Origin of the sequence: Serratia sp. JUb9, assembly GCF_014298095.1 — a bacterium.
In the GTDB taxonomy this organism is placed as follows: Bacteria; Pseudomonadota; Gammaproteobacteria; order Enterobacterales; family Enterobacteriaceae; genus Serratia_B; species Serratia_B rhizosphaerae.
On sequence record NZ_CP060416.1, the window covers coordinates 2,343,380 to 2,355,552 of the forward strand.

Genomic DNA, 12,173 nt, shown 5'->3' on the forward strand with positions numbered 1-12,173 from the left:
TGGCAAATAGTAAACCATGCCCGGCGCTAATTACAGCAGCGGGCTGAAAAAGTAAAATACGCGCTCAAGGATTCGGTGCCAGAACGGCCGTTTCAGCCACTCTTTGGACTCCAACAGTCTGGAGCGGGCGATATAATCGTCCTGAACGCAGGCCAGATCGCTGCCGAAACCGTCATCATCGATCACCAGCGTGATTTCAAAATTCAGCCACAGGCTGCGCATATCCAGATTCACGGTGCCCACCAGGCTCAGCTGGCCGTCGACCAGCACGCTCTTGGTATGCAGCAGGCCGCCTTCGAACTGGTAAATTTTCACCCCGGCCTCCAGCAGCTCGGAGAAGAAGGCCCGGCTGGCCCAGCGCACCATCATCGAGTCGTTATCGCGCGGTACGATAATGCTGACCTCAACGCCGCGCAACGCGGCGGTGCAGATGGCATGCAGCAGGTCGTCGCTCGGCACGAAGTAGGGGGTGGTCATAATCAGCTGCTCGCGCGCAGAATAGACCGCCGTCAGCAGCGCCTGGTGGATCATCTCCTCCGGGAAGCCGGGGCCGGAGGCTATCACCTGAATGGTATGGCCGCTTTCCTGCTCGAACGGCATAATATTCATATCCGGCGGTGGCGGTAATATCCGCTTGCCGGTTTCAATCTCCCAGTCGCAGGCGTACACAATCCCCATTGTTGTGGCAACCGGGCCTTCCATACGCGCCATCAGATCGATCCACTGACCGACGCCGGCGTCCTGCTTGAAATAGCGCGGGTCTACCATATTCATGCTGCCGGTATAGGCGATGTAATTGTCGATCAGCACCACCTTACGGTGCTGGCGCAGGTCCATGCGACGCAGGAATACGCGGAACAGATTCACCTTCAGCGCTTCGACCACTTCGATGCCGGCGTTGCGCATCATATTCGGATAAGGGCTGCGGAAGAACTGCAGGCTGCCGGCGGAGTCGAGCATCACCCGGCAGTGGACGCCGCGGCGCGCGGCGGCCATCAGCGACTCGGCAACCTGATCGGCCAGCCCGCCGGGCTGCCAGATATAGAACACCATCTCGATATTGTGGCGCGCCAGCTCAATATCGCGAATCATCGCCTTCAGCGTGGCGTCGGTGGTGGTCAGCAGCTGCAGCTGGTTGCCTTTGACGCCGTCGATGCCCTGACGCCGGTGGCAGAGCTGAAACAGCGGCCGCGCCACTTCACTGTATTGCGTGGCGAAAATACGACGGCTTTCCTTCAGCTCATTCAGCCAGCGCGCGGTGGAAGGCCACATGGCCTTGGCGCGCTCGGCGCGACGTTTCCCCAAATGCAGCTCGCCAAAGGATAAATAGGCGACGATGCCGACCAGCGGCAGAATGTAGATAATCAACAGCCAGGCCATAGCCGAAGGCACGGCGCGACGTTTCATCAAAATACGCAGGGTAACACCGGCGATAAGTAGCCAGTAGCCGAACACCAGCAGCCAACTGATTACGGTATAAAATGTTGTCATAAAGGCGAAAAATCCCGTTCGCAAACCACCAACGATGAGTGTACGCACAGATCATCAAAGGGGAAACCTTTTCCCGGATCTTAAGTGACATAAATGTGTCGAAGAGAAACGGGATGTACAGCGTGGAAATAACTTTTTATTTGGCATAACGCGCCGTTTATTACTGTTTCATTGCATCACTGCCGGCCAGACGGGGTGCAGCCGGGGGGGCGAAAGGTATATAATGCCCCGCGTTTGGCAATGACGTATAAGTGGTAAAATTATGAGACGCAGTAGAAATGAAGTGGCCCGTTGGCGGATGATGCGACAGAATCAGCGGCGCAGGCACCGTTGGCTGGAACGCCAGTCGAGAGGGTATCGGCATATTATGCAGGTGCGGCGGCTCCTGGATAATCAGCACCGGCGAGCCTTGCTGTTTACTGTGTCTTGTGAATGGTGAAGCGACGGCGAGAGCGATAAAAACAGTCCCTGACGGGACTGTTTTTCGTTGGGGCGTTACTTTTTCATCGCGCGGGAAAGCACAGCGGCGCCGATGGCCATCAGGGCGGCGGCGGCGGCCAGCACGGCGATAAAGGCCTGGTCAAAGGAGGCGCGCGCCAGTTTAATCAGCGTTGCTCCCTGATCCGCACTCAGTTCACCGGCCTGGCGTAATGCCTCATCCAGGCTGTCATAGGCCAACTGCGTCACCGGCAGATCGGCAGGCAGGAGCAGGCTGTAACTGTAAACCACGGTCATCAGGCCACCCAGCAGCGTGATGCCCAAAACGCTGCCCAGCTCATAGGCCACGTCCTCAATTGACGCCGCCATACCGGACTTTTCCTCCGGCGCATTGAGCATAATGGCGGTGGATGCGGCGGTGATGGCGGCGCCCAGACCAAAGCCGGCGGCAAATAGCAGCGCCAGTTGCCATAGCGGCGCACCGTGATAACACCCAATCAGTCCGGCGATGGCCAGCGTGGTCAGCAGCAGACCGCCCAGTATCAGAGGCCGCTCTCCCCAGCGCGGCAGCAGCAGCCCCGCCAGCGGGCCGGAAAGGGCGGAAGCCAGCGGAATCGGCAGGATAAACAGCCCGGCCTGCAGCGGCGTCAGGCCACTGACCAGTTGCAGGCGCTGGCTCAATACCAGCTCAATGCCCACCAGAGCGATCATCGAGATCACCGCCACGGCGACGCCGCTGGCGAACAGCCGGTTGCTGAACAGCGAGAAATCAATCATCGGCGATGCCGCCCGACGCTGCCGACGCGCGAACAGGATTAAAAACAGCAGCCCCAACGTAGCGGAAAGCGCCAGAATCGGCAGTGACGGCTGGGTCTTGCTCAGTTCTTTTAACGCATAAATGCTGCTGACCAGCCCCACCATAATCTGCAGCGAACCCACCACGTCAAAGGGACGCTGGCTGTTGCCGCCGCACTGGGGAATCAGCCGCCAGGCCAGCGGCAGCACGACCAATACCACCGGAACGTTGATCAGAAATACCGATCCCCACCAGAAGTATTCCAGCAAGATGCCGCCGACTACCGGCCCGACCGCCGCGCCGCCGGAGGCGACCGCCGACCAGATGCCGATCGCCAGCGCCCGTTCGCTTGGCTCGGTAAATACGTGGCGTACGATAGAAAGCGTCGCCGGCATCATCATGGCGGCACCGACGGCCAAAAAGGCGCGGGCGGCAATCAGCATTGCGGCGCTGGGGGCAAAGGCGGCGCACAGCGAGGCGACGGCAAACATCGGCAGACCGGCGATAAACATTTTTTTGTGGCCGATTCGGTCGCTGAGCATGCCGGCGCCCGGGAGCAGACCGGCGACCACCAGCGGATAGGCGTTAACGATCCATAATTTTTCCGATGCGCTGGCTTCCAACGCCGTCGTCAGCCGCGGCAGCGCGGTGTACAGCACGGTCATATCAATGATAATTAAAAAAAGCGCGCTGGAGATCATTGCCAGGATCAACCAGCGGTTATTTGCGTGCATAATGACATCCTAAATAGAAACGGGGCGGCGAAACGCTGCCGTAACCTATCCCCAAGTTTTTGTGGGGTTAACGCGCATACTATAAATCCATACGTTCGTATTGAAAAGGGGAATGCAATGGGGCGACAGCGAAGTATCGATCGCGATCGAGTGTTGGATGCGGCGGAAGAAATCATTGCAACGCAAGGGGCATCCGGCCTGACGATTGATTCCGTGGCGAAGGCAATGGGGATTTCGAAGGGCGGCGTACAGTACTGTTTCGGCAGTAAGGATGCGCTGATTGACGCCATGTTTGACCGCTGGGGCAAGGCGTATGATAACGTTTTCGACCAGATTGCCGGCGACGACCCTGCACCGTTGACCAGGGTGCGGGCGCATATGCTGGCGACCTGCAACTCCGATCACACCTCCAGCGCCAAGGCGGCAGGCCTGATGGCGACCCTGATACAAACGCCGGAACATCTGCAGAGCAGCCGGGAGTGGTACCGCGAGCGGATTGATGGCCTCGATCTGGCCTGCGAAGAGGATAAACGCGCCCGGCTGGCGTTCCTGGCCACTGAAGGCGCCTTTATGCTGCGTTACTTTGGTTTGATGGATATCTCGGAACAGGAGTGGGAATCCATGTTTGCCGATATGCAGCGCTATATTCTGGATACGCAGTCGGCGTCATAACGCGGCGGCATCGCCTATCGCACCGATAGATGGCGATGCCCGGCGCGGCGGAGTATGTTTACACCACAACATATTCCCTCGAAGAACCCACTTGGCCAGCGACTCCGCGCTGGCTTTTTTTTGCCTAAAATACCTGTTTGAAGGGTTTGACCACCACGTCGCCGTACACGCCGGCGGCAACGTAGGGATCCTGCTGCGCCCACTGCTGCGCATCGCTCAGCGACTCAAACTCGGCGATCACCGTCGAACCGGTAAAGCCGGCGCTGCCGGGATCGTTACTGTCGATGGCGGGGTTCGGCCCGGCCACCACCAGACGGCCCTCATCGCGCAGCGCCTGCAGGCGGGCGAGGTGCGCCGGGCGCACCGCCAGACGGTTTTCCAGCGTGCCGGGCAGGTCTTGCGCATAGATCAGATACAGCATGTTTCACCTTTAAAATCATCGTTATATCAGGGGTAAACCAAAGTAGCCTAAAAGCATCGGCAAAGAAATGATTTTTGCGGAGACTGGCGTTAATGCCTTGAAGGCGCTAGTTTTTATTCGTATAGTGCGGCCCGCATCGGGACGAGAGAAGAATTAAGGTGAAAGTATGACGGAATTTGTGCGGGAAAAACTCAATCTGCCGGCGGGGAAAAGCAAACTGCTGCTGCACTCGTGTTGCGCACCCTGTTCAGGCGAGGTGATGGAGGCGATTCAGGCGTCCGGTATCGATTATGCCATCTTCTTCTATAACCCCAATATTCATCCGCAAAAAGAGTACCTGCTGCGCAAAGAGGAAAATATTCGTTTTGCGGAGAAACATGGGGTGCCGATCATTGATGCTGACTACGATACCGATAATTGGTTCGCGCGCGCCAAAGGGATGGAGCACGAGCCGGAACGCGGTATCCGTTGCACCATGTGTTTCGATATGCGCTTCGAACGTACGGCGCTGTACGCCTATGAGCATGGCTATGACGTGATCTCCAGTTCACTGGGTATTTCGCGCTGGAAAAATATGCAGCAAATCACCGACTGCGGCATTCGCGCGGCGCAGAAATATCCTGAACTGACGTATTGGGATTATAACTGGCGCAAGAAGGGCGGCGCGTCGCGCATGATCGACATCAGCAAACGCGAACGTTTTTATCAGCAGGAATATTGCGGCTGCGTCTATTCGCTGCGCGATACCAACCTGCACCGCAAAGCGCAGGGACGCCCGTTAATCAAGTTGGGCGTACTGTATTATGGTGATGACGAGGAATAATCCTGCTCTGTCAGGCTGAACGAGGCGGGGAATGGCGAATTATAGATTCGCAGCAAATACCGAAGGCGGCCGGCCGAATTGCTTACTGAATGCCGTGCTGTAGGCGCTGTGGCTATCGTAACCACTCGCCAGCGCCACCTGCGTGATCGGTATTCCCTGCATCAATAGCGTTAACGACGACATCAACCGCAGTTGCTGACGCCATTTGCCGAAGGTCATACCGGTCGATTGAAGAAAGCGCCGGTGGAACGTTTTGTCGCCCATTGCCAGCCTGTTTGCCCACTCGACGGCGGTGGCGCTATCGCCTGGGTTGTCCAGTAGCGCCTGGCATACATGCTGCACCGGGTTGCTGGCATCGCCCGTTGGCCACGGCAGATGAAGCGGCAGCGCCGGCTGGGTATGTAGTTCTTCAACCAAAAGCTCACCGAGCAAATGTATACGTTTAGACGGTATGATCTGGTGGTCGGCCTGGGCCAGCGCCATGATCAACTCGCGCAGCAGGCCGGAGACATGGACGACGCAATCGCGCTCCGGCAGGCGGGGGCAGACATCTTCGCGCACGAACAGGCCGCATGCTTGCAGCGCCACGGGGGCAACCAGACGGTGCGCCACGCCAGAGCGCAGCCAGACCGCCGCCGTAGGCGGCACCAGCCATTGTCCGCTTTCAGCTTCCACACGTAACAGACCGTGATTGGCATATATCAGATGACCATACGCATGTTTATGCAAGGGTACGATATGGCCCGCAGGGTAGCGCACGGCTACGCCAAATACCGGCAGGCCGCAGGTATCTTTGGTGCTCAGGTCGAGCGCGTGACCGCCGTTTTCAGGAGAGGAAAAGCCCATACCGCTGCAGTTTGTCCAAATAAATAAAGAATATGTCTATTTTTATGTAGATGGCCGAGGTGCGCAAGCCTAATATCGAAGGCAGGCAATCAACCGGGACTATTTACTCATGCACGCACTTGGGCTTTTGCAACGGCTACTAACACTGGCTCCCGGTCGGGGTCTGCGCGCGCCCGTTCGCGCCATGACCCATCCTGATTCCCCCTGACCCCGACCATCGTCAGCTTGTTCCGAGCCAGGGGAATCGGGTGTCAATGATTCCCCTGGAGTGTTTTTATGCTGACCGATCCTTCCCAAAAATACCGTCCCATCTCACCGGTCGTTCTTGCCGAGCGTCAATGGCCATCACGTACCCTGACGCAGGCCCCGATCTGGCTGTCCACCGATTTGCGCGACGGCAATCAGGCGTTGTTTGAGCCGATGAATCGCGAACGCAAGCTGCGCTTGTTCCACAAATTGGTGCGCATCGGTTTCAAAGAAATTGAAGTCGGTTTTCCCGCCGCATCGCGCACTGATTTTGACATTGTTCGCCACCTTATTGACGCAGGGCAGATCCCTGATGACGTCACCCCGATGGTCATGACGCAACTGCGGGATGATCTGATCGCCGAGACGGTGCGCAGTGTGGCAGGCGCGCGGCGCGTGATCGTGCATTTCTACAACGCCATCGCACCCGCATGGCGCGAGATGGTGTTCGGCATGGGCGTACCGCAGATTATCGAAATGGTAGAACGCCACATTACGCTGTTCAGGCAACTGACGGATGCCCATCCGGAAACCGAATGGGTCTTGCAATACTCGCCTGAAACTTTCTGCATGGCCGAGCTGGATGTTTCACTGGCCGTCTGCAACGCCGCTATTCGTGCCTGGGATGCCGGGCCACAGCGGGCGATGATCATCAACCTGCCAACCACGGTAGAAGTCTCTACGCCCAACGTCTTCGCCGACCAGATTGAATGGATGGATCGGCGGTTGGAACGGCGCGAGCACATTGTGCTGTCCGTGCATCCGCATAATGACCGGGGGACAGGCGTGGCCTGCGCCGAACAAGCCATGCTGGCCGGTGCGCAACGGGTCGAAGGCTGCCTGTTTGGCAATGGCGAACGCAGTGGCAACCTCGATGTGGTGACGCTGGCGCTGAACCTGTATACGCAAGGCATCGCGCCTGGGTTAGATTTTTCCGACATTGCGGCGATTGCCCGCGTGGCCGAGGAGTGTACCGCGCTGCCCATTCACCCGCGACATCCGTATGTGGGCGACCTGGTATTCACGGCGTTCTCCGGCTCGCACCAGGATGCCATCGCCAAGGGTCTGAACGCGCAAAAGGGTGATGCGATTTGGCGTGTGCCTTATTTGCCCATTGACCCCAAAGACCTGGGCCGAACCTACGACAGCATCGTGCGCGTCAATAGCCAGTCGGGAAAGGGCGGTATCGCATTTTTGCTGCAACGCGATCACGGCATCACCATGCCGCGCCGCATGCAGGTGGAGTTCAGCGCCATCGTTCAGGCTCTGGCCGACGGCAGCGAAACGGAACTGACCAGCGAGCAAATATGGGCGGTGTTCGAACGCACTTATCTTGCCCCGACATGGGAACAGACCCGTTTCATTTATCGCGGGCATCGCCTGTTCGAGCACGCGGACGGGCAAGGTATCGCGTTGGAAATGGCGGATGCGGAGGGCAATATCAAGACGGTCGAGGGGACAGGCAACGGCCCGATTGCTGCGACGGTAGCGGCGTTAGGCCAATCGTTACGCATCGATAGCTATGAGGAGCGCAGCCTGGGCGCGGGTTCCGGTGCGGCGGCGCTGGCCATTGTGGAGGCTGCCATGCCCGGCGTGCCCGGCTCACGTTTTGGCGTGGGTCAACACGCGAACATCGTCACTGCTTCGGTACTGGCGGTGTTGAGCGCGGCGGCCAGGTTCTCGCCGCCAGATGAAACGGTCGGCTGACCTGGCCTATCTGTTCGCGGATTCGTGATGCGTTGCGACTTGGCGCGCATCACGAATGACGTACACCAACGGTATCTGCAGTTCCCTCCACAACGTCACATTTCCTGCAGCTGTTAATTTATTGGTTTTACATCCTGCGTCATTTATACGCAGGCTTGATACGGTTTTTTTGTGCCCGGCGGGAGAAACACAGGTTAAAAAAACGTGTAGCAGCGGCGTATAAAGGCTAACGGTCAGTTAACCATTTTGCGTTTTTGGCGGCGGAAGTGACGAATCATGCCGATTACAGCGATAGTTTGCCGTTCGTTATTGAATATGATTGCTATTTGCATTTAAACTTGGCGAACCAGAGGAAACTGAACCATTATGCTGCTAAAAAAGATGTTCCCAATTCGCCGTTTGTCAGTGCCGATTGTCCTCTCCGTTGGCTTACACAGCGCCCTGGTGGCCGCTTTACTCTATGCCTCCGTCAAGGAGGTGATGATGCCGCCCAAGCCAGAGGATGCGCCGATCAGCGTCATGATGGTCAATACCGCCGCGCTGGCGGAACCGCCGCCGCCGGCGCCTGCCGAGCCGGAGCCTGAGCCGCAGGTAGAACCAGAGCCGGAACCTGAACCGATCCCGGAGCCGCCGCCGGTGCCGAAAGCGATTCCCAAGCCGGAACCGGTGAAGCCGAAACCAAAGCCTAAGCCAAAACCGAAGCCGAAGGTGGAAAAAACGGTAAAACGCGAGCCGAAGAAAGCCGAGCCGCGTCAGCCTTCGCCGTTTGAAAATGATGCGCCGGCCAAACCGGTCGATAAAGCGCCGGTGAAGCAGGCGCCGGCAGCGCCGGTGCAGGGGCGTTCAACCGATACCGGGCCGAAGCCGCTGAGCCGCGTGGCGCCATCATACCCGCCGCGTGCACAGGCGCTGCAGATTGAGGGCAGAGTGCGGGTACAGTTCGACGTCGACAGCGATGGCCGCATCAGCAACGTACGCATTTTGTCGGCCCAGCCGCGCAATATGTTCGAGCGTGAGGTGAAACAGGCGATGCGTAAATGGCGTTATGAACCGAAAGCAGCGAAAGACCGCATCGTCAATATTCAGTTCAAACTGGACGGCACCGCCTCGCTGAATTAATGCCGGCAAACAGCTAAAGAAAAAGGGTCGCTAGTTAGCGACCCTTGTTATTTTTGCGTTTGTTGCGGCTTACTCTTCAAAGCCGACGCGGAAGTTCATCTTGCCGTCCGGCAGCGCGCGCGGGTTGCCTTCGTCGTCCACCGCCACATAGGTAAACAGCGCTTCGGTCGCGCGATAGCGTTGGCCAATCGGCGAGGTGGACACCTTCTTCACCCACACTTCAACATTGATGGTAATCGAGCTGCGGCCGGTGCGGATACAGTGGGCATAGCAGCACACCACATCGCCGACGGCGACCGGTTTAAGGAACGTCATGCCGTCGACGCGCACCGTAACAACGCGGCCTTCGGCGATCTCTTTGGCCTGAATCGCACCGCCGATATCCATTTGCGACATCAGCCAGCCGCCAAAAATATCGCCGTTGGCGTTAGTATCCGCCGGCATGGCCAGCGTGCGGAGCACCAGCTCCCCGCTGGGTAAAGGTCGTTGTTGTGTCATAGTCGTTTATTTTTTTGAGAAGTGGATCACATTATATTGCCCGCAGTTGCCGCCGCGGGCATTAACAATTTTGTAACTATTTTTTCTGTTCTTCCGGCATATGCTTATAAATATAGACGCCGCTCAGCAGGGTAAACACCAACGTCAGCGCGGTCAGGCCGAATACTTTAAAGTTGACCCACACGCTCTGCGGCAGCCAGAAGGCCACATAGATATTGGCCAGCCCGCATGCGAGGAAGAACAGCGCCCAGGCCAGATTGAGGTTGCTCCAGATACGGTCCGGCAGCGTCAGCTCTTTGCCCAGCATCCGCTGGATCAGCGGTTTTTTCAGCACCAGTTGGCTGACCAGCAGCGCGATGGCGAACAGCGTATAAATCACCGTGACTTTCCATTTGATAAACAGATCGCTGTGGAACACCAGCGTCAGCGTGCCAAATACCGCCACCATCAGGAAAGTGATCAGCGTCATTTTTTCTACCTTGCGGTATTTCACCCAGGTGAACACCAACGCCAGTGCGGTCGCCACGATAAGCGCGCCGGAAGCGACGTAAATATCGTAAAGCTTATAAAACGCAAAAAAGACAATTAACGGGAGAAAATCAAGAAACTGCTTCATAAATCAATCCATCATCTGTTCGTCGGCCGACTATACCGGATTCGGCCGGATCTGTGTACCGCCGGAGGGCGCTGATTATCGGCGTTTTGTCCGCAGATTTCCGCTTTCCGGGCAAGAATTTGCATAAAATTACCAAAGGGCATCCCGCCCGCGGCTGTCTACCTGGAGCAATAGCGTCCGTTGATAATTTACCATGGAAAGTGGTTGGCATCAGAACGTCGGAGGAGGCAGGGTTGTGGAGGGGAGGATTATAGTGACATTGTCACTTTATGGGGCGCCGTGCGCGACGGTGAAAATAAAAGGGCACGCCGAAGCGTGCCCTTAAAGCGTTCCACGGCCGTAATCAGTTGCGCAGCAGCATATACAGACGGAACAGATATACCAGCAGCAGCGCGGTCACCAGATTGCTCAGCGCGGTCAGCACCACGCCGGCAACGCTTGGCGCCAGCGCCGACAGGTGGCTGACCAGCAGCAGCACCAGCAGCTTGGCCGCCAGCCACAGCATCATGGCCGGTACAATCAGCCGGGCGTTGGCAAAGGCCAGCTTGGTGCTCTGCCGCAGCGACGCGAACACGCCTTGCTTATCTGCAGAGCAAATCACCGGCGCCAGCGAAAATGCGACGGCGATAATCACCCCGGGCACGACAAACAGCGTCAGGCCGAGCTGAATCAGCAAGGTGCAGATAAACAGCAGCAGCAGCAGGCGCGGCAACTCCGGCGCGGAAGCGCCGATCGCACGCAGCGCGCTGACCGGCTGCCCCTGAGAAACCAGACGGATCAGCGTCAGCATACCGCCGACCAACAGTAAATTCCCCACCAGCGCGGCAAAGGTGGCCGCGGCTGATTTTTTCAGCATCACCATTTGCTGTTCCGGGGTCATCTGCGCCACAAACTCCTGCAGCCCCATTCCGGTGGATGTAGATAGCTCATTAAACGCGGCGTCCAGTATCTTGAGCTGTTCGGCGTCGGGTTGGAATGCCTGATCGAGCAGTATCGAAATAAACGCGGTCAGCAGCGCCAGCAGCAGAATCGTAGCCAGCTGGTTGCGGAAAAAGTTAAAACTGTCACGGTACACAGTGTTAGCCGTGATGGACATGCAGACTCCTTGGCGTCGGGAACAGAGATAATCAGTGGTGGATTGTACCTTGTTCCGGCTCGCTGTGGCACCCCGCAAGCGCTATGGCGCTGATTTCTTCAGCGATTATCGTTTCCGGCAGCGCCAGCGGCTGAGGAACGGGCAGCGGCGGCAGGCCGTAGCGTTCGCGTGCGCGATCGCAGGCTTCATTGCGCAGCCCGTTTTCGCCCGAGGCGTCAAATTCGCGGCACGGCGTCGGCCGGTTAAGGTAAATAGAACAGGATACGGCCTGGCCGATTTCACCGTCGAGCGCGGTGCAGCGCGGAGACCTGCTGTTGGTTCCCTGCATACAGCGCAGGAACGGGGTTAACGGCTCGGTGAGCGCGCTTGGCACCACGCCGCCGCCGTCATCGCCTTCAGCCCAATAGAATGACACTCGAAAATAGGCGCAGCACGCGCCACAGCTAACACAGGGATTGAGAATTTCGCTCATCTTGATTGCCACCATCTCCTAACGGTCACCAACCAAAACCAACACGGAGCGAAAAAATTACTCAGCGCCGCGCATTTCTGCAACTGATATTTCACTTGTTTACATTTTTCACAACAAATGACCTTTTTTGATTTAGATCAATTCTTGATTTATTAATCGCTTAGGTAACCCTGATTTTTGTGCGAATTAATAGTTTTA

General features: G+C 57.4%; 13 protein-coding genes. 5 read left to right on the plus strand and 8 right to left on the minus strand.

The window, feature by feature from the left end:
* Positions 1 to 30 precede the first annotated feature (30 nt).
* Positions 31 to 1,491 carry a cardiolipin synthase gene (gene cls, locus HF675_RS11130; RefSeq protein ID WP_105231339.1) on the minus strand — a complete coding sequence of 487 codons (1,461 nt, stop codon included), beginning with the start codon at positions 1,489 to 1,491 and terminating at the stop codon, positions 31 to 33.
* Between the two features lie 262 nt (positions 1,492 to 1,753).
* On the opposite strand from cls, the gene HF675_RS11135 reads away from it, so the two are divergent.
* On the plus strand, positions 1,754 to 1,930 hold the full coding sequence (locus HF675_RS11135) for a YciY family protein (RefSeq protein WP_145961123.1): 177 nt from the start codon (positions 1,754 to 1,756) through the stop codon (positions 1,928 to 1,930).
* Positions 1,931 to 1,986: 56 nt separating this feature from the next.
* Here HF675_RS11135 and HF675_RS11140 read toward each other — a convergent pair whose 3' ends face one another.
* Positions 1,987 to 3,459 (minus strand): MFS transporter, encoded by a 1,473-nt coding sequence (locus tag HF675_RS11140; RefSeq protein WP_187044609.1) that lies wholly within the window; start codon positions 3,457 to 3,459, stop codon positions 1,987 to 1,989.
* Positions 3,460 to 3,576: 117 nt separating this feature from the next.
* On the opposite strand from HF675_RS11140, the gene HF675_RS11145 reads away from it, so the two are divergent.
* Entirely contained in the window at positions 3,577 to 4,131 is a 555-nt protein-coding gene (locus tag HF675_RS11145) for a TetR/AcrR family transcriptional regulator (protein WP_105231337.1), read from the plus strand.
* A gap of 124 nt (positions 4,132 to 4,255) precedes the next feature.
* Here the strand turns inward: HF675_RS11145 and HF675_RS11150 are convergent, their stop codons facing one another.
* Positions 4,256 to 4,552: a YciI family protein gene (locus HF675_RS11150; RefSeq protein ID WP_105231336.1), complete on the minus strand. Its 297-nt coding sequence runs from the start codon at positions 4,550 to 4,552 to the stop codon at positions 4,256 to 4,258.
* Positions 4,553 to 4,718: 166 nt separating this feature from the next.
* On the opposite strand from HF675_RS11150, the gene HF675_RS11155 reads away from it, so the two are divergent.
* On the plus strand, positions 4,719 to 5,375 hold the full coding sequence (locus tag HF675_RS11155; protein ID WP_105231335.1) for an epoxyqueuosine reductase QueH: 657 nt from the start codon (positions 4,719 to 4,721) through the stop codon (positions 5,373 to 5,375).
* Positions 5,376 to 5,414: 39 nt separating this feature from the next.
* Here HF675_RS11155 and HF675_RS11160 read toward each other — a convergent pair whose 3' ends face one another.
* Positions 5,415 to 6,221 carry a helix-turn-helix domain-containing protein gene (locus HF675_RS11160; protein ID WP_111736989.1) on the minus strand — a complete coding sequence of 269 codons (807 nt, stop codon included), beginning with the start codon at positions 6,219 to 6,221 and terminating at the stop codon, positions 5,415 to 5,417.
* A gap of 276 nt (positions 6,222 to 6,497) precedes the next feature.
* Here HF675_RS11160 and HF675_RS11165 point away from each other — a divergent pair, with 276 nt between their 5' ends.
* Together HF675_RS11165 and tonB are read left to right on the plus strand one after the other, a co-directional pair.
* On the plus strand, positions 6,498 to 8,174 hold the full coding sequence (locus HF675_RS11165; RefSeq protein ID WP_187044610.1) for a 2-isopropylmalate synthase: 1,677 nt from the start codon (positions 6,498 to 6,500) through the stop codon (positions 8,172 to 8,174).
* 366 nt (positions 8,175 to 8,540) lie between these two features.
* Complete coding sequence (tonB, locus tag HF675_RS11170) at positions 8,541 to 9,293, plus strand: TonB system transport protein TonB (RefSeq protein ID WP_105231332.1); 753 nt, start codon at positions 8,541 to 8,543, stop codon at positions 9,291 to 9,293.
* A gap of 69 nt (positions 9,294 to 9,362) precedes the next feature.
* Here tonB and yciA read toward each other — a convergent pair whose 3' ends face one another.
* The 4 genes from yciA to HF675_RS11190 form a co-directional block, all read right to left on the minus strand.
* Positions 9,363 to 9,791: an acyl-CoA thioester hydrolase YciA gene (gene yciA, locus HF675_RS11175; RefSeq protein WP_105231331.1), complete on the minus strand. Its 429-nt coding sequence runs from the start codon at positions 9,789 to 9,791 to the stop codon at positions 9,363 to 9,365.
* A 76-nt stretch (positions 9,792 to 9,867) separates the two neighbouring features.
* A complete protein-coding gene (locus tag HF675_RS11180; protein WP_111736991.1) occupies positions 9,868 to 10,407 on the minus strand; it encodes a septation protein A in 540 nt (179 codons plus the stop codon).
* Between the two features lie 343 nt (positions 10,408 to 10,750).
* Positions 10,751 to 11,503 carry a YciC family protein gene (locus tag HF675_RS11185; protein WP_187044611.1) on the minus strand — a complete coding sequence of 251 codons (753 nt, stop codon included), beginning with the start codon at positions 11,501 to 11,503 and terminating at the stop codon, positions 10,751 to 10,753.
* Positions 11,504 to 11,534: 31 nt separating this feature from the next.
* The gene (locus HF675_RS11190; RefSeq protein ID WP_105233374.1) at positions 11,535 to 11,975 is read right to left on the minus strand and encodes a YkgJ family cysteine cluster protein; all 441 of its coding nucleotides are present in this window, start codon (positions 11,973 to 11,975) and stop codon (positions 11,535 to 11,537) included.
* Between the last annotated feature and the right edge of the window lie 198 nt (positions 11,976 to 12,173).

Excerpts from the sequence above, each read along its gene's own strand:
- cls (WP_105231339.1), bottom strand. The coding sequence starts at position 1,491 with ATGACAACATTTTATACCGTAATCAGTTGGCTGCTGGTGTTCGGCTAC.
- HF675_RS11135 (WP_145961123.1), top strand. The coding sequence starts at position 1,754 with ATGAGACGCAGTAGAAATGAAGTGGCCCGTTGGCGGATGATGCGACAG.
- HF675_RS11140 (WP_187044609.1), bottom strand. The coding sequence starts at position 3,459 with ATGCACGCAAATAACCGCTGGTTGATCCTGGCAATGATCTCCAGCGCG.
- HF675_RS11145 (WP_105231337.1), top strand. The coding sequence starts at position 3,577 with ATGGGGCGACAGCGAAGTATCGATCGCGATCGAGTGTTGGATGCGGCG.
- HF675_RS11150 (WP_105231336.1), bottom strand. The coding sequence starts at position 4,552 with ATGCTGTATCTGATCTATGCGCAAGACCTGCCCGGCACGCTGGAAAAC.
- HF675_RS11155 (WP_105231335.1), top strand. The coding sequence starts at position 4,719 with ATGACGGAATTTGTGCGGGAAAAACTCAATCTGCCGGCGGGGAAAAGC.
- HF675_RS11160 (WP_111736989.1), bottom strand. The coding sequence starts at position 6,221 with ATGGGCTTTTCCTCTCCTGAAAACGGCGGTCACGCGCTCGACCTGAGC.
- HF675_RS11165 (WP_187044610.1), top strand. The coding sequence starts at position 6,498 with ATGCTGACCGATCCTTCCCAAAAATACCGTCCCATCTCACCGGTCGTT.
- tonB (WP_105231332.1), top strand. The coding sequence starts at position 8,541 with ATGCTGCTAAAAAAGATGTTCCCAATTCGCCGTTTGTCAGTGCCGATT.
- yciA (WP_105231331.1), bottom strand. The coding sequence starts at position 9,791 with ATGACACAACAACGACCTTTACCCAGCGGGGAGCTGGTGCTCCGCACG.
- HF675_RS11180 (WP_111736991.1), bottom strand. The coding sequence starts at position 10,407 with ATGAAGCAGTTTCTTGATTTTCTCCCGTTAATTGTCTTTTTTGCGTTT.
- HF675_RS11185 (WP_187044611.1), bottom strand. The coding sequence starts at position 11,503 with ATGTCCATCACGGCTAACACTGTGTACCGTGACAGTTTTAACTTTTTC.
- HF675_RS11190 (WP_105233374.1), bottom strand. The coding sequence starts at position 11,975 with ATGAGCGAAATTCTCAATCCCTGTGTTAGCTGTGGCGCGTGCTGCGCC.